17 protein-coding genes are annotated in these 24,266 nt (G+C 44.0%); 1 reads left to right on the top strand and 16 read right to left on the bottom strand.

The genetic code is table 11. From position 1 onward, the window contains the following. Positions 1–18 precede the first annotated feature (18 nt). Complete coding sequence (gene strH, locus MP387_RS00265) at positions 19–4,050, top strand: LPXTG-anchored beta-N-acetylhexosaminidase StrH (protein ID WP_242746720.1); 4,032 nt, start codon at positions 19–21, stop codon at positions 4,048–4,050. 57 nt (positions 4,051–4,107) lie between these two features. Here the strand turns inward: strH and purB are convergent, their stop codons facing one another. The 16 genes from purB to comA all read right to left on the bottom strand — a co-directional run bounded on the left by purB (position 4,108) and on the right by comA (position 24,158). After that, positions 4,108–5,406 carry an adenylosuccinate lyase gene (gene purB, locus MP387_RS00260; RefSeq protein WP_049506259.1) on the bottom strand — a complete coding sequence of 433 codons (1,299 nt, stop codon included), beginning with the start codon at positions 5,404–5,406 and terminating at the stop codon, positions 4,108–4,110. A 32-nt stretch (positions 5,407–5,438) separates the two neighbouring features. After that, positions 5,439–6,401 carry a hypothetical protein gene (locus tag MP387_RS00255; RefSeq protein WP_242746717.1) on the bottom strand — a complete coding sequence of 321 codons (963 nt, stop codon included), beginning with the start codon at positions 6,399–6,401 and terminating at the stop codon, positions 5,439–5,441. Between the two features lie 10 nt (positions 6,402–6,411). Then, complete coding sequence (locus tag MP387_RS00250; RefSeq protein ID WP_125423444.1) at positions 6,412–6,639, bottom strand: phosphoribosylaminoimidazole carboxylase; 228 nt, start codon at positions 6,637–6,639, stop codon at positions 6,412–6,414. A gap of 108 nt (positions 6,640–6,747) precedes the next feature. Next, complete coding sequence (locus MP387_RS00245; protein WP_125423447.1) at positions 6,748–7,662, bottom strand: hypothetical protein; 915 nt, start codon at positions 7,660–7,662, stop codon at positions 6,748–6,750. A 200-nt stretch (positions 7,663–7,862) separates the two neighbouring features. Further along, complete coding sequence (purK, locus tag MP387_RS00240; protein WP_242746714.1) at positions 7,863–8,936, bottom strand: 5-(carboxyamino)imidazole ribonucleotide synthase; 1,074 nt, start codon at positions 8,934–8,936, stop codon at positions 7,863–7,865. Further along, a complete protein-coding gene (gene purE / locus MP387_RS00235) occupies positions 8,923–9,411 on the bottom strand; it encodes a 5-(carboxyamino)imidazole ribonucleotide mutase (RefSeq protein WP_242746712.1) in 489 nt (162 codons plus the stop codon). The genes purK and purE overlap by 14 nt, the downstream gene beginning before the upstream one ends. Positions 9,412–9,445: 34 nt before the next feature. Next, the gene (locus tag MP387_RS09150) at positions 9,446–9,562 is read right to left on the bottom strand and encodes a phosphoribosylaminoimidazole carboxylase (protein WP_341275345.1); all 117 of its coding nucleotides are present in this window, start codon (positions 9,560–9,562) and stop codon (positions 9,446–9,448) included. Positions 9,563–9,656: 94 nt separating this feature from the next. Next, the gene (gene purD, locus MP387_RS00230) at positions 9,657–10,919 is read right to left on the bottom strand and encodes a phosphoribosylamine--glycine ligase (protein ID WP_242746709.1); all 1,263 of its coding nucleotides are present in this window, start codon (positions 10,917–10,919) and stop codon (positions 9,657–9,659) included. Positions 10,920–11,038: 119 nt separating this feature from the next. Beyond that, complete coding sequence (purH, locus tag MP387_RS00225) at positions 11,039–12,586, bottom strand: bifunctional phosphoribosylaminoimidazolecarboxamide formyltransferase/IMP cyclohydrolase (protein ID WP_242746706.1); 1,548 nt, start codon at positions 12,584–12,586, stop codon at positions 11,039–11,041. Positions 12,587–12,601: 15 nt separating this feature from the next. Then, positions 12,602–13,147 carry a phosphoribosylglycinamide formyltransferase gene (gene purN, locus MP387_RS00220; protein ID WP_242746704.1) on the bottom strand — a complete coding sequence of 182 codons (546 nt, stop codon included), beginning with the start codon at positions 13,145–13,147 and terminating at the stop codon, positions 12,602–12,604. Continuing rightward, the gene (gene purM / locus MP387_RS00215; protein ID WP_242746700.1) at positions 13,144–14,166 is read right to left on the bottom strand and encodes a phosphoribosylformylglycinamidine cyclo-ligase; all 1,023 of its coding nucleotides are present in this window, start codon (positions 14,164–14,166) and stop codon (positions 13,144–13,146) included. Before purM ends, purN begins: the two co-directional genes overlap by 4 nt. Positions 14,167–14,380: 214 nt before the next feature. Beyond that, positions 14,381–15,823 carry an amidophosphoribosyltransferase gene (gene purF, locus MP387_RS00210; protein WP_242746697.1) on the bottom strand — a complete coding sequence of 481 codons (1,443 nt, stop codon included), beginning with the start codon at positions 15,821–15,823 and terminating at the stop codon, positions 14,381–14,383. A 161-nt stretch (positions 15,824–15,984) separates the two neighbouring features. Continuing rightward, on the bottom strand, positions 15,985–19,710 hold the full coding sequence (locus MP387_RS00205) for a phosphoribosylformylglycinamidine synthase (protein ID WP_242746695.1): 3,726 nt from the start codon (positions 19,708–19,710) through the stop codon (positions 15,985–15,987). A 56-nt stretch (positions 19,711–19,766) separates the two neighbouring features. Continuing rightward, positions 19,767–20,474: a phosphoribosylaminoimidazolesuccinocarboxamide synthase gene (purC, locus tag MP387_RS00200; RefSeq protein WP_242746692.1), complete on the bottom strand. Its 708-nt coding sequence runs from the start codon at positions 20,472–20,474 to the stop codon at positions 19,767–19,769. Positions 20,475–20,642: 168 nt separating this feature from the next. Continuing rightward, entirely contained in the window at positions 20,643–21,992 is a 1,350-nt protein-coding gene (gene comB, locus MP387_RS00195) for a competence pheromone export protein ComB (RefSeq protein ID WP_242746691.1), read from the bottom strand. Positions 21,993–22,004: 12 nt separating this feature from the next. Beyond that, a complete protein-coding gene (gene comA, locus MP387_RS00190) occupies positions 22,005–24,158 on the bottom strand; it encodes a peptide cleavage/export ABC transporter ComA (RefSeq protein ID WP_242746689.1) in 2,154 nt (717 codons plus the stop codon). Positions 24,159–24,266: the final 108 nt, after the last annotated feature.

Genomic DNA, 24,266 nt, shown 5'->3' with positions numbered 1-24,266 from the left:
TAACAAGGAGGTTTTGTCATGAAACTAGAAAAGAAACAGCGCTTCTCCATCCGTAAATACGCGGTTGGGGCAGCTTCTGTACTTATAGGATTTGCTTTTAGCGCTCAAGTCGTATCTGCCGACGGGATTACTCCAGCTCCAACAGCTGAAGAAACTGTTCAAACTATTCAGGAGAATCCACAAGCAGTCAAAGAAACTGTAGACTCCAAAGTTCCAGAAAAACTGGAAGAAAAGGCTGACAAACCTGTAAAAGAGGAGGTCAAAGAAGACCAGGAGGATCCTCGAACAGTTGCTCCAAAAACAGAAGAGTCAAGCGCACCAGTTGTGACAGAAAATGCTACTCCAACTCCTACTGCCGAGAAAGAGAGTCCTGCCCCAGCTGAAACTCCTGCCGAAAGCACTCCTTCAGAAAAGAAAAATGAAGCCGTCACACCTGCAGTAGCCACTCCTAGCACGGAACGAGCAGCTCAGGTAAATGAAAAACTGGCAAAACGAAAAATGATCTCAATCGACGCTGGACGCAAGTATTTCTCTCCAGACCAACTCAAAGAAATCATCGACAAAGCCAAACACTACGGTTATACTGATCTTCATCTACTAGTTGGAAATGACGGCATGCGTTTTATGTTGGACGACATGACGATCACAGCAAATGGCAAAACCTATGCCAGTGAAGATGTCAAACGTGCACTCGAAAACGGAACTGATGCCTACTACAAGGATCCAAACGGCAACCATTTGACAGAAAGTCAGATGACGGACTTGATCAACTATGCTAAAAATAAAGGCATTGGTCTCATCCCAACTGTAAACAGCCCTGGTCACATGGATGCGATTTTGCATGCCATGAAAGAACTAGGTATCCAAAAACCTAACTTCAACTACTTTGGTAAGGAATCCGCTCGTACCGTTGACCTTGATAACAAAGAAGCGGTTGCATTTACCAAAGCTCTGATCGACAAGTATGCTGCTTACTTCGCTGGCAAATCTGATATCTTCAATATCGGACTGGACGAGTACGCCAATGATGCTACAGACGCTAAAGGCTGGAGCGTTCTTCAAGCCTATAAATGGTATCCAGAAGATGGATTCCCTGACAAGGGTTATGATAAATTTATCGCCTATGCTAATGACCTTGCTCGCATCGTCAAATCTCACGGCCTCAAACCAATGGCCTTTAACGATGGTATCTACTACAATAGCGACACTAGCTTTGGAACCTTTGACAAAGACATCATCGTTTCTATGTGGACTGGTGGATGGGGCGGATACGACGTCGCTTCTTCTAAACTTTTAGTTGAAAAAGGCCACCAAATCCTTAATACCAACGATGCTTGGTACTACGTCCTCGGACGAAATGCCGATGGCCAAGGCTGGTACAACCTCGACCAAGGACTCAATGGTATCAAGAACACTCCAATCACTTCTGTACCAAAATCTGATGGGGCTACTATCCCGTTCATCGGGGGTATGGTAGCTGCTTGGGCGGATACCCCATCTGCACGCTATTCACCATCACGCCTCTTCAAACTCATGCGTAGCTTCGCAAATGCCAATGCTGAATACTTCGCAGCTGACTATGAGTCTGCTGAGCAAGCTCTGAAAGAAGTACCAACAGACCTTAACCGCTATACTGCAGAAAGTGTCGCAGCTGTAAAAGAAGCTGAAAAAGCCATTCGCTCACTCGATAGCAACCTCAGCCGTGCCCAACAAGATACCATTGACCAAGCAATCGCAAAACTCCAAGAAGCTGTAAGTAATTTGACCTTCACACCAGAAGCTCAAAAAGAAGAAGACGCGAAACGCGAAGTTGAAAAGCTTGCCAAGAACAAAGTAATCTCTATCGATGCTGGACGTAAGTACTTCACGCTCGACCAACTCAAACGCATCGTAGACAAGGCGAGCGAACTCGGCTACTCTGATGTGCATCTTCTCCTAGGAAATGATGGACTTCGCTTCCTCCTTGATGACATGACCATCACAGCTAACGGCAAAACTTATGCAAGTGACGATGTCAAAAAGGCCATCATCGAAGGAACAAAAGCTTACTACGATGATCCAAACGGAACCACTCTTAGTCAAGCTGAAATCACTGAATTGATCGAGTACGCAAAATCAAAAGGTCTCGGACTCATCCCAGCGATCAACAGCCCTGGTCACATGGATGCCATGCTTGTCGCTATGGAAAAATTGGGTATCCAAAATCCTCAAGCCAACTTTGACAAGGTCTCCAAAACAACCATGGACCTCGAAAACGAAGAGGCGATGAACTTTGTCAAAGCCCTCATTGGCAAGTACATGGACTTCTTTGCAGGCAAAACTAAGATCTTCAACTACGGTACAGACGAATATGCCAATGATGCCACCAACGCTCAAGGCTGGTACTACCTCAAATGGTATGGACTCTATGGCAAGTTTGCTGAGTACTCTAACACTCTTGCTGCTATGGCCAAAGAAAGAGGCCTTCAACCAATGGCCTTCAACGATGGCTTCTACTACGAGGACAAGGACGATGTTGAGTTTGACAAAGATGTCATCATCTCTTACTGGTCTAAAGGATGGTGGGGTTACAACCTTGCAACGCCTCAGTACCTAGCAAGCAAAGGCTATAAACTCCTCAATACCAACGGAGACTGGTACTACGTGCTAGGTAATCACAAACCAGATGAAGCTTACCCACTATCAAAAGCACTTGAAAACTCTGGCAAAGTGCCATTTAACCAGCTTGCTTCTACCAAGTATCCAGAAGTAGACCTTCCAACAGTTGGAAGCATGCTTGCTATCTGGGCAGACAAACCAAGTGCCGAGTACAAGGAAGAAGAAATCTTTGAACTCATGACTGCCTTTGCAGACCACAATAAAGACTACTTCCGCGCTAACTACAATGCTCTCCGTGAGGAGCTTGCTCAAATCCCTACTAACTTGGAAGGATACAGCAAGGAAAGCTTGGATGCCCTAAATGCAGCTAAAGAAGCACTCAACTACAACCTCAACCGTAACAAACAAGCCGAGTTAGACGCTCTCGTAGCCAAACTCAAGGCAGCCCGCCTAGGCCTTAAACCAGCAGCAACCCACTCAGGAAGCCTCGATGAAAATGAACTAGCTGCCAACGTTGAAACCAAACCGGAACTCATCACAAGAGCAGAAAAGATTCCATTTGAAGTTATCAAGAGGGAAAATCCAAACCTCCCAGCTAAGCAAGAAAAGATTGTCACACCAGGTGTAGATGGCGAACGCACTCATTACATCTCTGTCCTTACTGAAAATGGTAAACAAACAGAAACCGTTCTAGATAGCCAAGTAACCAAAGAACCTGTGACCCAAGTGGTTGAAATCGGTGCCCCTATTACCCACAAAGGGGATGAAAGTGGCCTTGCTCCAGCTGCCGAAGCGAAACCAAGACTGGATATCCAAGAGGAAGAGATTCCGTTCACTACTGTGACACGTGAAAATCCACTCTTGCTCAAAGGGAAGACTCAAGTCGTTACTAAAGGCGCTAACGGTCGTCGCAGCCATTACTACTCTGTGAGCACTAGTGCTGACGGTAAGGAAGTGAAAACTCTTGTAGATAGCCTTGTGACTCAAGAAGCAGTGACCCAAGTTATTGAAGTCGGAACCCTTGTAACCCATGTAGGAGACGAACACGGTCTTGCTCCAGCCGCAGAAACAAAACCAAGACTGGATATCCAAGAGGAAGAAATTCCATTCACTACTGTGACACGTGAAAATCCTCAATTACCAAAAGGACAAACGCAAGTTGTTACTAAAGGGGCTAACGGCCACCGTACTGCCTTCTACTCTGTCAGCACTACTGCTGACGGCAAGGAAGAAAGAACCCTTGTCAATAGTGCGGTATCGCAGGAAGCGGTCGCTCAGGTGGTCGAAGTCGGAACTGCCGTTGAGAAAGCTGAGCAAGCTGAACCAACTACTAGCAAAGCAGAAGAAAAACAACTTCCTGCAACAGGAAGTCAAGACTCTGCAGGCTTGGTCGCAGCAGGACTCATGGCCACACTAGCAGCCTACGGACTCACTAAGAAAAAAGAAGATTAAACCCCTTCAATAAGCATACAAAAAAGCGAGATTGAATCTCGCTTTTTATTGTTAGGATTAATCACCAAGTCCGATACGTTCAAAGATATCATCCACTCGTTTAGTGTAGTATGCAGGGTTGAAGATTTCATCAATTTCCTCTTGTGTAAGGCGCGATGTCACTTCTGGATCTGCTTCGAGAAGCGGTTTGAAATCTACTTGGTTGTCCCAAGAGTAAGCCGTTTTCGGTTGAACAAGGTCGTAAGCTTGCTCACGGGTCATGCCTTTTTCAATCAAGGTCAACATAGCACGTTGGCTAAAGATAAGACCAAAGGTTGAGTTCATGTTGCGTATCATGTTTTCTGGGAAGACCGTCAAGTTCTTGACGATATTTCCAAAACGGTTGAGCATGTAGTCGATCAAAATAGTCGTATCTGGTGTGATGATGCGCTCAGCTGATGAGTGGGAAATATCACGTTCGTGCCAGAGAGCAACATTTTCATAAGCTGTCACCATGTGGCCACGGATAACACGCGCCAGACCTGTCATGTTTTCAGAACCGATAGGGTTGCGTTTGTGAGGCATAGCAGATGAACCCTTTTGCCCCTTGGCAAAGAACTCTTCCACTTCGCGTTGCTCAGATTTTTGCAAACCACGAATCTCAGTCGCCATGCGTTCGATTGAAGTTGCGATGCTGGCAAGAACTGCAAAGTACTCAGCGTGAAGATCACGAGGAAGGACTTGTGTAGAGATTTCCTGAGCACGGATACCCAATTTGTCGCAGACGTATTTCTCTACAAATGGTGGGATGTTGGCAAAGTTTCCAACCGCACCAGAAATCTTACCAGCTTCCACACCAGCAGCTGCATGCTCGAAACGCTCGATGTTGCGCTTCATTTCGCTGTACCAAGTCGCCAATTTAAGACCAAAGGTTGTCGGCTCCGCATGCACACCGTGGGTACGCCCCATCATGATAGTGAACTTGTGCTCCTTAGCCTTGTCAGCGATAATATTGGTGAAGTTTTCAAGGTCACGACGGATGATGTCGTTGGCTTGCTTATAGAGGTAACCATAGGCAGTATCCACCACGTCGGTAGAAGTCAAACCATAGTGAACCCACTTGCGCTCTTCACCAAGAGTCTCAGAAACCGCTCGTGTAAAAGCCACCACATCGTGGCGAGTCTCTTGCTCGATTTCCAAAATACGGTCGATGTCAAAGTCCGCTTTTTCACGAATCAAGGCCACATCTTCCTTAGGGATTTCCCCTAACTCAGCCCATGCCTCATCCGCCAAGATTTCCACCTCAAGCCAAGCACGGTATTTATTTTCTTCACTCCAAATGTTCGCCATCTCAGGGCGAGAGTAACGGTTGATCATGTTGTTTCTCCTTTTTCTTTATAAATAAGGGACTACAATCCCCAAAACTTATATATATCTGGGTTTCTGTTTTCATAATAAGCTACTATCTTATCTAATTCACTTAATTGAAATTTTAATTTCCTCTTATCTCCATTTCTGAAAGGAAGTGGAAAATCGAAATCTTGCCAATCTCGAGATTCAACAGTTCTATAATAGTAATCAAACAACGCATATATTACAGTTGAACCATTTCCACCAAAGTAAATATCAATACTTGACAAAGATTTCTCCACAGTTGTATAAAGCGGACAGAAATCTGAAGTTCTATTTCTATATTCTAACTTAGCTAAAATAAATAATTTAAAAAAACTTTTCAGTACATTTGAAAAATTGTAAATTATGAATAACTTTGTATCCGTACCAGTCTCACCTAAATAGTTTCGCACTTTTAATTGTATAATATCCAAAATATCAAAATAAAATGATAGTATTTTTTCAACTGAATCAAAAATCTCATTCAATCGACAATGAAATTTTTCCGTGTCCATTTGAAAACTTTCACCTGTATGAAATTTAAATAAAGAAGTAAGCTCAGTGTCTTTTTGAAATTTACTATATCGATGAGTTGAATAAAATTCCATTAACTGACTTAAAAACTTATTTTCCTGTTTTTGTAATTTTGTTTTAATTTCCATGTACTGAATCAGAAGATTATTCAACTGCTCATGATTATGACCATAGAAGGCTTTATCAATTTGTGAACTAAATTCCTGCTTCTTATCTCCCTCCAACTGATTATATGCTAAATTTAATATTATTTTTTGAATTCTTTCAATACCAACAGCTATTTGATAATATGCTTTAAATATTTTAGATTCTGAATAAGACTGGAAGTAAGTAACGTAAATCATACTCTCTAGCCCATCAAAAAGAAAGTCAGCTGCTGTCATAAACTCTGTATTGAGTACTACACTGTAATGAAAAAAGTCGTCATAAAAAATAGTATCTTCCAAATCTTCCTCCTTACTCAAATTCTTCTTTCCCAATCCACACAGATGGGTAATGATCCAGTCTATTCAAATCTGTATCAAGTGGTAAATCATAAATTGCTAGATAGTTTTCTGGATTTCGAGCAACTAGTTCTTCATACTTTGCTTTCACTTTTTCGTGGTCACTAATAGCATACAAGACTTCGACGACCGCTCCAGTCTTATCCTTTTCAACAAAAGCATTAACGATGATTTGAATCATAGTAATTGATAAAATCCGAATACTGTATTTCGTTTTAGAAAATACAAGTAGCCATGTGCCTTTCTTTTTTAACTAAAATTAGCATCAGTTCAGTTAATTATCTATTTCTCAATATGGCCTAAATATATATTCTCCATATCCTAATTCCTTATAAAGGTTGTCAAAATCTCTTTGATCTACATAAATTAAAGGATCAAAAGAATCATTGGCAACAATCTCCATAGTTTCACTTTGTTGCAATTTCACGACCAACCAAGGATTAATGATAAACATCTTTTTATCATTATGTATATAAAATAATCCAAAGATATTTGAAGGCCACAAAACATTCTCAATCATAACTTCTTGCTCAACATCAATGATATATTGATGTTCTTCTGACTGAGTCAATAGTAATTGTAACTCCTTCGAGTTAACAAAATATTTACCGATTTTTTCAAATCCAAAAATAATAAAACCTTCGTTATCAATAAAGCTTTTTGCAATATTATAATTCCCAGTTCCAACTGTAGTTGAAACATAATGGGAAACATAAGATTTAAAATCAAAGAAAGTTTCTTTCCCACAATTATGAACAATTGCTTGCAATAACCTCAACCTCATCTTTTTATCTGAGGGTAAAAAGAACTCATCAATATTTATTTTTGTTTTAATTTCATTCAATAAGTACTCCTCATTACTAAATTGTTCTGAGAGTATTTGATTTTGACTATCCCCAAGTTGATTTTTAATAAAATCAACTCCTTTGTCCCCAACAATAAAGAATTTATTCAATCCATTTTCTAAAATATAACTTACATCTGGATAAATATGCTTTAATCGAGTACCTCTATAATAAGTAAAAAATGAATCGCTAGAATTAACATTACTAATAAACAATTTGAACTTTTTTAGAATCTCTTCTTCAACGACTTCCAATTGGTAACCTGACATACATTTTGGATCAATTGTTCTAAAATCAACATCAGTAAAATCTATATCTAAGTCTACTTTTTTAAATTTTGAATCTTTAATTATAACCATACTGCATTAAATATCCTTTCTAAATCCTGCATATTGATAATTCATAAATTATATTTGTTTATACTAGAAAATTAAGCTTATATTAATTTGTTACATGCCTATATTGATTATTAAACATTCTATTTTCAATATCAATTTTAGGAGTCTATTTAATAACTGATGTAAACATGCATTTGAATCTTTATTAAGGACTTGAATTTTTAAAAATCTCCAACCTCATCCGGCATATCACTAAAAAAAGTCACGTGTCCCATCTTGCGGTTGTGCTTCGCTTCTATTTTACCATACAGGTGGAGGTGGGCGCTTGGATTTTCTGTGACATATTTTTCAGCAGCCTCGACGTGCTGACCGAGAACGTTGAGCATGACAGCTGGAGCATGCAGTTTGATAGCTGGCAATGGTGCTCCCAGAACACCTAAAATGTGGGTATCAAACTGGGAGAAATCACAAGCTTCAATCGAATAGTGCCCAGAGTTATGTGGGCGTGGGGCAATCTCATTGACGATGATGTCATCAGCTGTTGCAAACATTTCCACACAAAGTGTTCCAGACAAGTTAAGCTGTTCAGCAATTCGCACTGCCATGGCTTTGGCCTTGTCTGCTAAACTTGCTGAAATGCGAGCAGGCACAATAGTCTTAGACAGGATATTGTTTCGGTGGATATTTTCCTGAACTGGGAAAACCGTCACGTCCTTGCCATTTCCTGATACGATGACAGAAATTTCAAGGTCAAAATTGACAAATTCTTCCAAGACACAGTCTGCTGAGTCTGCTAGTGCACGGGCTTCCTCCAAGTCTGCTTCTGAACGAATAACCTTTTGCCCATGGCCATCGTAACCACCGGTCGCCGTCTTGAGGACATAGTTTTTAGAAAGGTCGATATCTGCTAAGTCTTGGCTTGAAGTCACTACCTTGTAGGGTGCCACAGTGACTTGAGCCTTGTTTGAAAGAAAGTCCTTTTCAAAGATGCGATTTTGAGAGATGCGGAGTAGGTCTGTTCCTTGTGGAAGTTGTCCATCCTTGATAACAGCATCCAAACCGTCTGCATCAACATTTTCAAATTCATAAGTGAGGACATCGCAACGCTCAGCCAACTGACGAAGGGCATCCACATCGTTATAAGGCGCCACGATGATCTCCGCCACGCGAGAGGCTGGGCAATCCGCCGCAGGATCCAGCGCGATGACCTTGTGCCCCATGTAGATAGCAGAAATAGCCATCATCTGCCCCAGCTGACCGCCACCGATAATTCCGATTGTTTTAGATGAGCTCATTTGTAGACTCCTCTGCGATTTTTCCTTGTTCTTCTGCGAAATCTGCCAATGCTTTCGCGATAGCCTGATCCTCTACTGAAAGAAGACGAAGGGCAAAGAGGGCCGCGTTTGTCGCCCCTGCTTCACCGATAGCCATAGTTGCGACAGGCACGCCACCCGGCATCTGTACGATAGAGTAGAGCGAGTCCACGCCACTAAGAGCGCGCGACTTGACCGGTACCCCGATGACAGGAAGGGTTGTTTTGGCAGCTACCATACCTGGCAAATGGGCTGCGCCTCCAGCACCTGCAATAATGACCTTGATACCGCGACTGCGGGCTTCTTCCGCATGTTGAAACATGAGATCAGGCGTGCGGTGAGCAGAGACAACCTTTTTTTCGTAGGTTACACCGAAGCGATCTAGGACTTCGGCGGTTTTTTGCATGGTTGCCCAGTCGGATTTTGAGCCCATGATAATGGAAATTACTGGTTTCATAGTTAATATCCTTTTCTTTCCTTTCTTTTTTCAATCACCTTAGGTTGTGAGGGACGGTAGCAGCCACCAAAGGTGTCTCATGCCTAAATTGGAAGCCCAAGGTCATCCGATTTCCCTGAACGATTGGATGATAATCCAATCGTTCTTTCACAACGGCGGTGATTGCTCTATATCAGCTCGCTAATACTCGCTAATCAAACGACCATTATCGTATTTGGCGACTTCGTCGCATTATTCTTATATCTTTACTTAATTGCCTTGCTACCAATGTCCGTACGATAGAACAAGCCTTCTGTTTTTTGTTGGGAGAGTTCTTGGTAGATGGTGTTTTGGGCTTCTTTGACGGTGTCTGCTGTGGTGACGAGCATATAGACACGTCCACCGTTGGATAGCAGTGCTCTGCTATTTTCCGCAAACTTAGCCCCTGCATAGTAGGTGATGATGTCGCCATCGGTTTTAGCTGGCAATTCAACGCCCTTTTCATAGTCTAGCGGGTAACCATTGGACGCGACAACCACACCCAGAGTCACGCCCTTGTCCGTCCACGTGATGTTCGGCTCCTTGCTATCGAGAATATCCGTGATATTTTGCGCAAAATCAGAGGTCAGGCGAGGCAGGATAATCTGTGTTTCGGGATCTCCAAATCGAGCGTTGAACTCGATAACCTTCGGACCGTCAGCTGTCAAAATAAGCCCCGCGTAGAGGACACCAAGATACGGACGGCCTTCTTTGATCATCCCTTCAAGGACTGGTTTGACAATGGTGTCAACCGCCGTATCAACCACGCTCTGTGGCAAGTGTGGAACTGGCGCATAAGCTCCCATACCACCCGTGTTAGGGCCCTTGTCACCGTCATAGGCACGTTTATGGTCCTGAGCCGTTGGCATGATGTAGAACTTGTCCCCATTGACAAAGGCAAAGAGAGAGAACTCTTCTCCGTCAAGGAATTCCTCGATGACCACTCGCGCCCCCGAGTCACCAAATTTATTGTCCAAAAGCATCTCGTGAGCGGCTTCGACCGCTTGCTCGACTGTCTCGGCAACGACGACACCTTTCCCAAGAGCCAATCCATCCGCCTTGACAACGATAGGAGCGCATTTCTCCTCGATATAGGCCTTGGCCTCCTCGAAATCTGAAAATGTGCCATAGGCTGCTGTCGGAACGCTGTATTTGACCATTATTTCCTTAGCAAAATCCTTGGACCACTCCAGCTCCGCTGCCAATCTTGTCGGACCAAAGGCTTTGAGACCAGCTGCATTGAACTCATCCACAATCCCAGCCGCAAGGGCATCATCTGGCCCGATAAAGGACCAAGCAATATCGTTGGCTTTTGCAAACTCAATCAATTTAGAATGTTCGGAAATAGAGATATTTACCAATGCCAGACCATCCAGAGTCATCCCATCATTTCCAGGAGCTACAAAGACTTTTTCAACGTCTTTTGATTCAAGCAATTTCTTAGCAATGGCATGTTCACGACCACCCGAACCGACAACTAACAGCTTCATCTTACAACCTCTTTTGCGAATTATTTACTAACATTATAACACAAACGTTCGTTTTAATCTTGTTTCACTTAGCATTTTAAGCCAAAAAAGGAAAGAAACTGTTTTCTTCCCTTTTGCTTTTAATGTCTAAAATGTCTCACTCCTGTGAAGACCATAGTCAAGCCGTATTTATCCGCTGCTTCGATAGACTCTTGGTCACGTACTGAGCCACCCGGCTGGATGATGGCCTTAATACCTGCTTTGGCGATTTCTTCCACGTTATCCGCAAATGGGAAAAAGGCATCGGAAGCAAGGACAGCACCGTCAAGACGGTCTTTGGCTTGTTCAATGGCGATGCGAACAGAAGCCACTCGGTTGGTTTGACCTGGCCCAACGCCAAGTGTCATGTGGTCGTCGGTCACGATGATTCCGTTTGATTTGACGTACTTGATAGCCTTCCAAGCAAATTCAAGAGCAGTCGCTTCTGTCTCGGTTGGCTGGCGCTTGGTCACCACTTGCCAGTCAGCTGGGCTTTCCTTGACCACGTCTTGATTTTGAACAAGGAGACCACCAACCACACCTGTGTATTCTGCCTCTACCTCACTAGCATCTTGAGCGTCAAATGGCAAGGCTAGGATGCGCAAGTTTTTCTTTTTGTTGGTCAAAATGGCTAGCGCTTCATCGGTATAGCTAGGTGCGATGATAATCTCAAGGAAAACGCCGTGCATCTTCTCAGCAGTCGCAGCATCCACCTCACGGTTAAGGACGACAATTCCACCAAAGATAGACACTGGGTCAGACTCATAAGCATAGTCCCAAGCAGTCTCGATGTCATCAGCTTGACCGATACCGCACGGATTCATGTGTTTCAAAGCCACCACTGTTGGACGGTCTTTGAAATCACGAATAATACGAATGGCCGCATCCGCGTCACGAATGTTATTAAAGGACAATTCCTTACCGTTGAGCTGTTTCGCTGATGCAATCGAATAGTCGGTCGGCAAAGCTTTTTGATAGAAGTCCGCATCCTGTTGAGGATTTTCCCCATAGCGCATGGCTTGCTTGAGGTCATAGGTCAAAGTGAGTTTTTCTGGTTTTGCTTCACCCACTTGAGCTGTGAAGTATTCTGCAATCAAGGCATCATAAGCTGCTGTGTGACGGAAAACCTTGGCTGCCAAACGTTGGCGCGTTTCATAAGTCGTTTCACCATTGGTTGCCAATTCGTCCAAAACCACTGCATAGTCACCAGGGTCTACCACAACCGTCACGCTGGCATGGTTTTTAGCTGCTGAACGAAGCATAGACGGCCCACCGATATCGATATTCTCCACTGCATCTGCATACGTCACATCTGGTTTGAGAATCGTTTCCTTGAATGGGTAAAGGTTTACCACCACAAGGTCAATCAATTCGATATTATTGTCCTTGGCCGCTTGAAGGTGGCTATCAAGATCACGACGAGCCAAGAGCCCACCGTGGATATTTGGGTGAAGGGTCTTGACACGGCCGTCCATCATTTCTGGGAAGCCCGTCACATCATCAATTGCAATGGTCTCCACCCCAGCATTATCAAGGGTAACCTTTGTCCCACCTGTCGAGATAATCTCCCAACCGAGTTTTTTAAGTTCTTGGGCAAATTCAACAATGCCCGCTTTGTCTGAGACGCTGATTAAGGCGCGTTTAGTCATGTTATTTCCTTTCATTTACTTATCTAACAATTCTCTAATAACCTCTGGATACAACTTGTACTCTGCCTCATGAATACGAGCGTCAAAGCTTTCGATGGTATCATCAGCTAGACGTGGTACGCGTACTTGTTTGATGACCTTTCCTGTATCTACACCAGAGTCCACCCAGTGAATGGTCACGCCGCTCTCAGCAACACCAGCATCCCAAGCATCCTCAATCCCATGAGCTCCTGGAAATTCTGGCAGATAGGCTGGATGGATATTGATGATTCGGCCTTCATAGGCTGCCAATAAGGTTGGCCCAACGATTTTCATGTAGCCTGCTAGGCAGACCAAGTCAATCTGGTGCTCTTCCAAGAGTTCGACAAGAGCAGCTTCATAGTCCGCCTTGTTCTCAAACTCTTTGAGTTCAAAAGCATAGGACAGGACGCCGAGCTTTTCTGCACGCTCGAGCACATAGGCGTCACGATGGTCTGAAAAGACAAACTCCACCGGAAACTCTTCGGCAATCACCTGAAAATTTGAGCCATTACCAGAGGCAAAAACCGCTATTTTTTTCATTTGATAATGACACTTTCGTTTTCTTTCTTGACGATGCGACCAATTTCATAGACTGGTTCATCCAGTAATTCATTGACACGATCTACATTTTCAGGGCTAACTGCCAGCATGAGTCCCACACCCATATTGAAGATTTCAAACATTTCTTCGTGCTTGATTTTACCGTATTTTTCAAGGGCTTTGAAAATCGGAAGCACTGGAACCTTGTCTTCTTCAATTTCCGCAGCTAGGTCAGCCGCAAACATACGAGGGACATTCTCGATAAAGCCGCCACCTGTGATGTGGGCAATGCCGTTGACCAACTCTTCCTTGATGAGTGGCAAGACAGCCTTGACATAGATACGAGTCGGCTCAAGCAGGACTTCCTTGAGTTTCTTGCCTTCCAATTCTTGCAAGACTTCCTCACCTGTATAGTCGGCAAAGACACGACGAACAAGTGAGTAACCATTTGAGTGAATCCCACTTGAAGCAAGCCCGAGAAGAACATCGCCTTCTGCCACCTTTGAGCCGTCAATGATTTGAGATTTTTCAGCCACACCAACTGCAAAACCAGCCAAGTCGTAGTCATCTTCGCCATACATACCAGGCATTTCAGCCGTTTCCCCACCGATGAGGGCAGCGCCTGCCTGCACACAACCTTCTGCCACACCAGCAACGACTTGTTCTAGTTTAGCTGGTTCATTCTTGCCAGTCGCGACGTAGTCAAGGAAGTAAAGAGGCTCCGCACCTGCAGCGATGATGTCATTAACACACATGGCCACACAGTCCTGACCAATCGTATCATGCTTATCATACTTGATGGCCAACATGAGCTTGGTCCCGACACCGTCAGTCCCTGAGATCAAGACAGGCTCTTTTACCCCTGTCTTTGAAAGGTCAAACATGCCACCAAAGCCACCAAGAGCTCCCATAACACCCGCACGCTCCGTACGAGCCACGTGCTTTTTGATCCGCTCAACAACTTCATAACCCGCTTCAACATCTACACCCGACTGGGCGTACGCATTTTTATTTGCCATTTTATTTTTCCTTTTCTTTGAGAAGATTGCGACGTATTTTTAGATAAACAATTATTTTATCTAAAAATACTAGTCAGGGCTCTAGCTTTGGTCCCATAGGGCAAAGCGTCTACTGACAAATGCTTTAGCTTTTAGTCAGTAGCGAGACGTGGCGCATAAGCATTTTTATTTGTCATCTTCTCTTCCTTTCCTTTCATGGAGAGTCTTTATCCGTCTACTTGTAAAAACTGGTCTTATCCCCCAAACTTCTACGATAGTCTTCCTCATAGTCGTAGAGAGGAGTTGGGTAGTCGCCGTCAAAGTAAGCGACACAGAGACCACCATTCGGCGCATCTGTTTCAATACCAATCGAATCAATCAAGCCATCAATCGAAAGATAGGTCAGGCTATCTGCACCAATGATTTGGCGAGTCTCTTCGACCGTATGATTGGCCGCAATCAGCTCCTGACGCGTCTGGATATCAATCCCGTAAAAACATGGATAAGCTAGCGCTGGACTGCCAATAGCAACATGAACCTCAGACGCACCTGCTTCTTTCAAAAGCTGAACAATACGGCGAGAGGTCGTCCCACGAACAATGGAATCATCAATCATGACCACGCGTTTGCCTTTGACAACACCCGAAACAGCTGACAGTTTCATCCGCACCCCTTGCTCCCGCAATTCTTGAGTCGGTTGGATAAAGGTACGTTGCGTGTATTGGTTTTTGATCAGCCCCATTTCATTTGGCAGACCAGATTCTTCTGCAAATCCCATGGCTGCGCTGAGTGAAGAATTGGGCACACCGACTACGATATCCGCCTCATGCTTAAATTCACGCGCTAATTGTGCACCCATACGTTTGCGAGCTGTATGGACATTGACCCCATGGATGTTAGAGTCAGGGCGAGCAAAATAGATATACTCCATAGAACAAATCGCCAACTGGGTATCATTCGTATAGCTATCGTACTGGATGCCGTTGTCATCCACAATCACAATTTCCCCTGGTTTTACATCACGAATCCACTCGGCACCGATGACTTCAAAGGCACAGGTTTCAGACGAAACCACCACCGCTCCATTGGCCATTTTCCCGATTGAAAGCGGACGGAAGCCATTAGGATCAAGCGCAGCAATCAACTTATCCTCAAACAGCAGGATATAAGCAAATCCACCTTTGACAAGGCTGAGCGCCTCCTTGATTTTGCCCATCAAGTTCGGATTGTGACTTCGACGAATGAGGTGAGCCAAGATTTCCGAGTCCGAAGTTGAACTGAAAATAGCTCCTCTTTGTTCCAATTCTTTCTTGAGCGATTCAGCATTGGTCAAGTTTCCGTTGTGAGCAAGTCCAAACTGCATATCGTGAAAGCGGAAGAGAAAGGGCTGGATATTATCTACAGAAGCTTCGCCAGCAGTCGCATAACGAACATGCCCAATCGCGCTCGCTCCAGTCAGTTTATCCAAATTAGCTGGATTTCTGAACACTTCTGATAAAAGCCCCATATCACGATGACGCTTCAATTGCCCCTGATCATTGGAGAGGATTCCCGCCCCCTCTTGACCACGGTGTTGAAGACTGTGGAGACCAAAATAGGTCAATTTAGCAGCATCTGGATGCCCCCAGATACCGAAAACACCACATTCTTCATTAAGAGATTTTACTTCGTATGTCATTTTTTATACCTAATTTTTATTTGTGTATCATTCCTTTAGTAGAGCGGAATGATACGGTAGGAGCTCATTTCACTCGCAAAACAAACCTTTTGCAATCACCAAGAGCTAGATCTACATGACTTTTATATTACAGATACTATCTATTAGAAAATCTGTAAGTCTTATTTCCCAGTAAAGTATTTAACCGCCGACGCAAACAGGTGCTGATCTTTATTCCCTGGGATGTTTTGGAAAAGACCATCTTCATAACGTTCTGAGTGTCCCATCTTACCGATGATTTGACCGTTCTTGCTGGTAATTCCTTCGATAGCATGAACAGAACCATTCGGATTGTACTTAGAATCCATGCTCGGCTTGCCTTCAAAGTCTACGTATTGGCTAAAGATTTGACCATTGTCACGGAGTTCAATGAATTCCTCAGCTGTCACGACAAACTTCCCTTCACCGTGCGAAACAGGAATAGCGTGGACATCGCCCACTTGCACCCCAGCCAACCATGGTGAGTTGGTATTGGCAATCCGAGTTTCCACCATCTTGGCCACGTGTTGGTTAGCATCATTGTAGAAAAGGGTTGGACTAGTACCGTTAGCATCCTCAAAGTTCCCGTATGGAAGAAGACCTGATTTGACGAGGGCTTGGAATCCATTACAGATACCGATAATCAAGCCACCACGAGCGATAAAACTGTCAATAGCTACCCGCACTTTTTCATTAAGCAGGATGTTGACGATAAACTTAGCTGAACCATCTGGCTCGTCCGCAGCTGAGAATCCACCTGCAAAGAAGAGAATGTTTGCCTTGCCGATGTTGTCAACCATGGTTTCAACTGACTTGACAATGGCTTCTTCATTCAAGGTCACAAATGGCACCAAGTTAACCTCTGCACCTTCTTTTTCGAAGGCCTTGGCTGAGTCATATTCTGAGTTGGTTCCTGGGAAGACTGGAATGTAAACCACAGGTTTTACAATAGTTTCCTTGGCTTTGATGACTGCGTCAGAAGCGACAGCTGGCACTTCTTCCAATTCTTTAGATTGGGCAAATTCTGTTGGGTAAACTTCTTCCAGTTTCCCTTGGAAAGCACTGTCAAGTTTGTGTCCATCTAGCTTCACACCGTTGACAAGGAGTGTAAAGTTTGCTTTCGTTTGACCGATTTTCTTCACTCCAGCGATTTCTTGAGGAGATGTAAAGACAAATCCGCCCAATTGAGCTGTCAAGGCTGTTTCAAGTTCAGGCAAGGTCACCTCTGCACCGATATGGTTCCCAAAGCTAGCAAGTGCCAAGCTTTCAAGGACACCTCCGTATTTAACAGCTGATGCAGATGTTACTTTATGTCCAGCTTGGATGGCTTCAAACTTGGCAAAATTAGACTTAATCAAGTCAAAATCAATCTCTGCAGAAAGAGCTTGACCTGGGATGTAGTAGATATTTTCACCAGCAGTCTTGAACTCAGGAGAGAGCACCTTACGGCTATCTGCTGTTGTCACCCCAAAGGCAACCAAGGTTGGCGGTACAGTCAATTCTTCAAAAGTACCAGACATGGAGTCCTTACCACCGATAGATGGCAAACCAAGTTGGATTTGTGCTTCGATAGAGCCTAGAAGAGCTGCTACCGGCTGACCAAAACGCTCTGCTTGTTTATCCATCCGCTCGAAATATTCTTGGTAAGAGAAGCGAGCCTTGGACCAGTTGGCACCAGTAGCAACCAAACGAGCAGTTGCTTCGATAACCGCATAAGCAGCACCGTGGTATGGAGACCATTCTGCCACATAAGGGTTGAAACCTTGCGCCATGACAGACGCAGTATGAGTCACGCCGTGTTGAACTGGCAATTTCTGCACAGATGCCTCAGTTGGTGTGAGTTGGTAGCGACCACCAAGTGGGTGATTGACCGTTGAACGACCGACCGAGCAGTCAAAGATGGTCTGCAAGCCTTTTTGACTCGCATGGTTGAGGTCAGATAGAACCGCAAGAGTATCAGCTTCTAGTGTTTCAGCGCTTGTTGTGCGCTCTTCTGGGAGGTTGACATCTTTGTCCACAACCTTGGCATAAACGACTACGCGCACACCGTTTGTATCAAGGAAACGACGTTCCAAGTCAACGATGGTGTCACCATTCCAGTGCATGACTAGATTTGGTTTTTCAGTCACTGTCGCAACAACAACAGCGTCAATATTTTCTTTATTACATTCCGCAACGAAGGCATCTACGTCTTCAGGACGCACCACAACCGCCATCCGTTCTTGTGATTCAGAAATGGCAATTTCTGTACCGTTCAATCCTTGGTATTTAAGAGGCACTTTATTAAGGTCAATTTCAAGACCGTCTGCCAATTCACCGATAGCCACACAGACACCACCAGCACCAAAGTCATTGGACTTCTTGATGAGACGAGTGACATCTCCATTACGGAAAAGACGTTGGATCTTGCGTTCTTCGATGGCATTCCCTTTTTGAACCTCAGCTCCAGCAGTCTCTACAGACTCAACTGTTTGAACCTTAGAAGATCCTGTCGCACCACCGACACCATCACGTCCAGTCTTCCCACCGAGTAGAATAATCACATCACCGGCTTCCGGTTTTTCACGGACTACATTTTCCTTAGGAGCAGCACCGACAACGGCACCCAACTCCATGCGTTTAGCTACAAAGCCTGGGTGGAAATACTCACGAACGTAGGTCGTTGCAAGACCAATCTGGTTCCCATACGAAGAATAACCGTGAGCCGCTGTCTTCGAAATGACTTGTTGTGGCAATTTACCAGCACGAGTTTCTGAAATCGGCGCTGTAATATCACCAGCACCTGAGATACGCATGGCTTGGTAAACGTAGGAACGACCTGACAATGGGTCACGAATAGCTCCACCGATACAAGTAGCCGCTCCACCAAATGGTTCGATTTCTGTTGGGTGGTTGTGGGTTTCGTTCTTAAACATGAGGAGCCATGGTTCTTTCACTCCATTCACATCCACTTCGATTTCGACCGAGCAGGCATTGATTTCGTCAGACACTTCCATATCGTCCAAACGACCATTAGCACGCTCATAACGACCGAAAATAGTTGCCATATCCATCAAGGTTTGTGGCTTTTCAGACCGACCTAGTTCCTCACGCATGGCAATATACTTGTCATAAGTCGCCTGCAATTGCTTTTGGAATTTAGAAGCTGAGAAATCAATGTGTTTCAACTCGGTCTCAAAAGTCGTGTGACGACAGTGGTCAGACCAGTAAGTGTCCAAAACCTTGAGCTCTGTTTCCGTCGGTACGCGCCCGATTGATTTGAAGTAGTCTTGGATAAAGAGCAAATCATCCACTTCCATTGCCATCCCTTGCTCGGCCTTGTAGCGAGCAAAGTCTTCTGCCGTATAACTTTCAAAGAAAGTCAATTTAGGAATGGTCTTGTCCGACTCTGAAAATTCCTGCTTGGCAATCCCTGTCGTGATGTCCTTGAAACGAGAATCAACTGGGTTGAGCAGGTAGTTCTTGACCGCTTCCAACTCAGTCGCATCAATATCCTTATTGACCAAGTAAAGCTGGGCTGTGTTGACTGTTACATCACTTGAACTTCCCAGTAAAAGCAAGGCTTCCTGTGAAGAAGCTGCACGCTGGTCAAATTGCCCTGGCAAACTTTCAATGGCAAAGAAAGCATAGTTGGCAAGATCTGCTTGTACGGCTGATTCATCCAAGATACGGTCTGTCACCTGCTCAGAGAAAATATGCTTCTCTGCGGGTGCAAACAAGTCCTCTACCAAATCAAAGACATCATAAACCTGCACAATGCGAATACTTTTCAAAGTTGACAGTCCCAAGTTGTGCTGGAGCTCTCTTACCAAACTCTCTGACTTGACCTGAAAATCAGCCTTTTTTTCAACAAAAATACGTTTATCCATCAATTCTTATTCCTTTATTTCAGCTCTTGCAATGTTCCCAAACGACCTTGAAGATGTTATTTTAAACCTTGCAACTTTTCCCAGACAATCTCGTAAACATCCGTCAATTCACCCAATCCACGACGGAAAACATCCTTGTCCATGTGGTTGCCATCTGCATCCCAAAGTCGGCAGTTATCTGGTGAAAACTCGTCTGCCAAGATAATCTTGCCATCCTTATCAAAACCAAATTCCAGTTTAAAATCGATCAACTTAAGACCAATCTCAGCAAACCAATCCTTCAAGAGCTCATTGATACGACGGGTTTCTTCCTTCAAGTAGGCAATCTGCTGGTCATCCGCAATCTGTAGGAATTTCACATGCTCATCATTGATAAAGGGATCATCCAAATCATCATTTTTATAGTAAAATTCGACAATTGGAGTCTCAAATGCGATACCTTCTTCTACGCCAAAACGTTTTGAAAAGGAACCAGCTGAGTAGTTGCGGAGCACAACTTCCAAAGGAATAATCTCAACCTTTTTATTGAGTTGTTCCGTATCCGAAATTTTCTCCACAAAGTGAGTCGCTACACCAGCAGCATTCAACTTTTCAAAAATAAAAGATGAAATCTGATTATTCAAGACTCCCTTGCCCGCAATCTGCTCCTTCTTGACACCGTTGAAGGCAGTTGCCTGGTCCTTGTAAGTTGAAATAATGAGATTTTCATCCTCGGTTGTATAGATATCCTTGGCTTTTCCCGAATAGATCAGTTGTTTTGACATTTTAAAGTTCGCCTTTCGTTTTACTTGAGCACATTCTACCACAAAAGCATGAAAAATTCAAGGTTTTTACGAATAAATAACGTTTTCCTGTTTTAAGCGTAAAGAAAAACTGCAAGATGAACTCTTCTTACAGTTTTAAAATCATTTATCCTTTGAAAAACACGAATATTACCCTTTATTCAAAAATTGATCCCAAAAATAACGGAGGTAGCTTTTCTTTCCTGTAATCATCTGTAGGCGGCCTTCTAAACCATAACGAAGTTTTTCAGCCTGCTCTGAAGTTAAATTAGTCTCCGCTTCAATTTTAAAGAAATTTCCTTGTTCAGTCTTTGTAGCTGTCGCATCAATACTTGTAATCGTGGAATCCAGGAAAATTTGATTCTTCGCATCATTAGTCGTAGTATAACGGACAGAGTCCCCAATCTTGACTCTAGTAACATCCTTTGAACTGAGATAGGCTGTGAGTTTAGTTTTCCCTTCTTTTTCCAGGGATGGATAGAGTTGGGCTAGCAGGGTTCCTTCTGCGACCATGGTAGAATCACTGGTTTCAGGATTAAGGTGAAGCACCCCATCCTCACTTGCTGTAATCTTCCCCTTATCGAGGAGACCTCCCTGGACTTTCTTACCCGACTCTGCTTCTAAAATTTTCTGATCCAAAAGAGTTAATTCCTGACCGACTTTGACTAAGTGCTGAGATTTGAGTGATTCCAGTTGACTATCCAGTCCCGTTGCGTGGGCCTGTTGAGCTCCAGAACCCGCATACTGTACACGATACGTAGCTAGACTAGACTCTAGCTGGGCAATTTGTGCATCCACTTGCGCAATAACTTGCGATTTAGCTTGCGGATCTTCTTCACCTTGATTTTTATAGGTCTGGTAAAAAGAGTAGGCTGGATTCTGACTATCCAGTTGATCTCCCTTTTCAATTGCTGACTTAGCTGTTTTGTAGTCTCGGATTTTATCCTCTGTTTGACTGATAAGATTGCCAATCTCGGCCTGGCTCTGACTTGCTGCCGCATTCTGCGAGGAGATGCTGGCATTTTGCTGAGAAACATTACTTCTAAGACTACTAGCTTGGCTGAGATAGTCTCGAAACATCTCCTGATAACCAAACTTATCTGCTTCTGGAAATTGATCACTCCCCTCTTTCAAACTGGATTGCAAATATTCCAACTGCTTTTTTTGATCCTTTAACATCTCCAATTGGCTGGCGTATGCTTCGACCTGGACAGCCTCCGCCCCTTGTTGGTACTGAACGAGTAGTTCCCCCTGCTTGACCAACTTGTTTTCTTCCAGATAATTGGCCACAATGCGTTGATTGCTAGTCGACTGGATATTGGCAATAATCCGACTAGGTTCGACAGTTGCTCTGGTAGACAAACTCATCTCCTTCTCTGCAAAAACTGAAAATCCTAGTAAAAACACGAACAGAAGTGACATAGGTAAAATCACCCGACTGGAAAAATTATGGTAACGACGATTATAAAACTCCGCACTTTCTAAAAATTCTGGTTTCATCCTCTCCTCTTTCTAGCTATTCACCAAATGGGCGTAAAATCCATCCTGTGCAAGCAAGTCTGCATGCTTTCCTTCTTCGATAATCTTGCCCTGTTCCAAAACAACAACCTTCTCTGTCCGCTCAGCGATGGTCAAGCGGTGGGCGATGAAAATCAAGGTCTTGTCCAAAGCCATGAGATTATCAACAATCCGCTTCTCTGTCAAAATATCCAGACTGCTGGTCGCCTCGTCCAAGATCAAGACAGGCGCATCTGTCAAGAGAGCACGCGCCAGAGCGATTCGCTGACGTTGTCCACCTGAAATTCCAGCCCCATCCGAAGTTAATTCTGTCTGGTAATTCAGTGGCATGCGCTCGATATCCTCTCGAATCTCGGCCAATTCGACTGCCCGTAAGATATCCTCTTGAGTCGTCCCCTCCTTGGCTCCCAAAAGAAGATTCTCCAAAATCGTTCCGTTAAAGACATAGGGCTGTTGAGGCAGATAGTTGATATACTGGCGCAGGGCTTTTTTATCAATCTGATTGAGATTGACACCACCCAGACTAATCTCCCCTTGACTTGGGTCGTAAAAATTAACCATCATCTTGGCCAAGGTGGTCTTTCCTGACCCCGAAATCCCCACAAAAGCCATCTTAGACCCTTGCGGAATGGTTAAATTGATATCCGACAAGACGTCACGACCATAGCCATACTTGTAGTGAACCTGTTTAAAGGTCATATCCCCTTTCATCATGCTCAAATCTTCTACCGTTTTCTTCTCCTCAAACTCCGAAGCTACTAGATAAACCTCATTTAAGCGATTATTGGCAACCTGCGCTGTCTGAAGTTTGGTTTGTAGGTTAATGATATTTTCCAAAGGATTGGTAAAGTAAACAAGCAGGGTGTTATAAGTAATCAGCTGACCCAAACTCATTTTCCCATCCATGACAAGAATAGCTCCCAACCAGAGAACGGCAACATTGAGCAGGAGCTGGGCAACTTTTTTCAGAGCCTTTTGCTGGCTTTCTGCCCGACTGTAGGTAAAGGATTTTTTCAGATAAGCCACAAATTCCTTATCAATCTTTTGATAGCGTGAACTTTCACTGGTCAAAGACTTAATGGTCTCAATACCGTTGATGTCCTCGATGATAGAAGAAGACAGAACCGCATTAGCTTCCATGGTATCCCGATTCATCTTTTCAAAAGGCTTCATAAAGGCAAAGATAATCACTGTATAGATGGGAAGCGCAAGCAGACTAATGAAAAAGAGTGTCATATTTTGTGAAAACAAGACCAGCGAGATAATCAAAATCGTCGACACATCTAGGAAAATCGACAGAATGGTCGACGCCAACGCATCGATGATACTGTTGGCATCTGTAAAACGAGATACGATTTCTCCTGTCCTGCGTGTCGCGAAAAAGGACATCGGCAGGTGAAAAACATGCTTGATGTAGGACAAAATCACATCGATGGACAAGCGCTGCCCAAGGATTAGTAGGAGATATTCCTGCGCGTAGGACAAAATCTGCTGGAGGATATAGACGATGACCAGCCCAATAGAGATAATACCCAGCGTCGAGCGCATCTGATCTGGCACGTAACTATCAATGATGGACTGAAGATAGTAGGAGCCCACGATATTGATCAAGGTTACCAAGAGTGTCGCTAGGACGATATTGGTAACTAAGCCACGCTGTTTGAATAAAATCGGCAAGAAGGATAGGAGACCCTGTTTCTTCTCCTTATGAGGTTTATAGCCCGGAGATGGCGCCATAAAAATACTGACCCCTGTCCACTCTTGCGCAAAACGCTCACGGGAAATCTTGGTCAGCTTGACACCAGGATCCGGATCAGCGATATGAATGTGCTTTTTATCCTGACCTATCACCACATAGTAGTGGAGCAACTTTCCTTCCTTGAGCACATGAGCCACAAAAGGAAAGGTCAAATCTGGCAGATCAAAGAGCGTCATATCCGCCTTGATAGCCCGCGTCTCAAACCCAATCTCCTCTGCCACCTTTACAAGTCCCAAAGCGGTCGTCCCATCCATGGTCGTCTTGGCTAACTCTCGTAGATGAGCCAAGGAGTAATAACTACCGTAGTAGCCAAAGACCATAGCCAAGGAAGCCACGCCACAATCCATCTGATCCACCTGGGGACGATAGTGCCTTTTCCTAAATTTCATATCTTCTCCTTTTTCTAACAATCTCTTTAAAAATTTGTAAGATTATTTTAACCAAATAAGGATAAAAACAGGAGAATATTCCCAAATAAACCATTTTCGCGCCTAAAA

Source organism: Streptococcus oralis (assembly GCF_022749195.1).
GTDB lineage: Bacteria > Bacillota > Bacilli > Lactobacillales > Streptococcaceae > Streptococcus > Streptococcus oralis_CI.
Note: the sequence above shows the minus strand (reverse complement) of the source record. Positions and strands in the feature narration are given on the sequence as shown.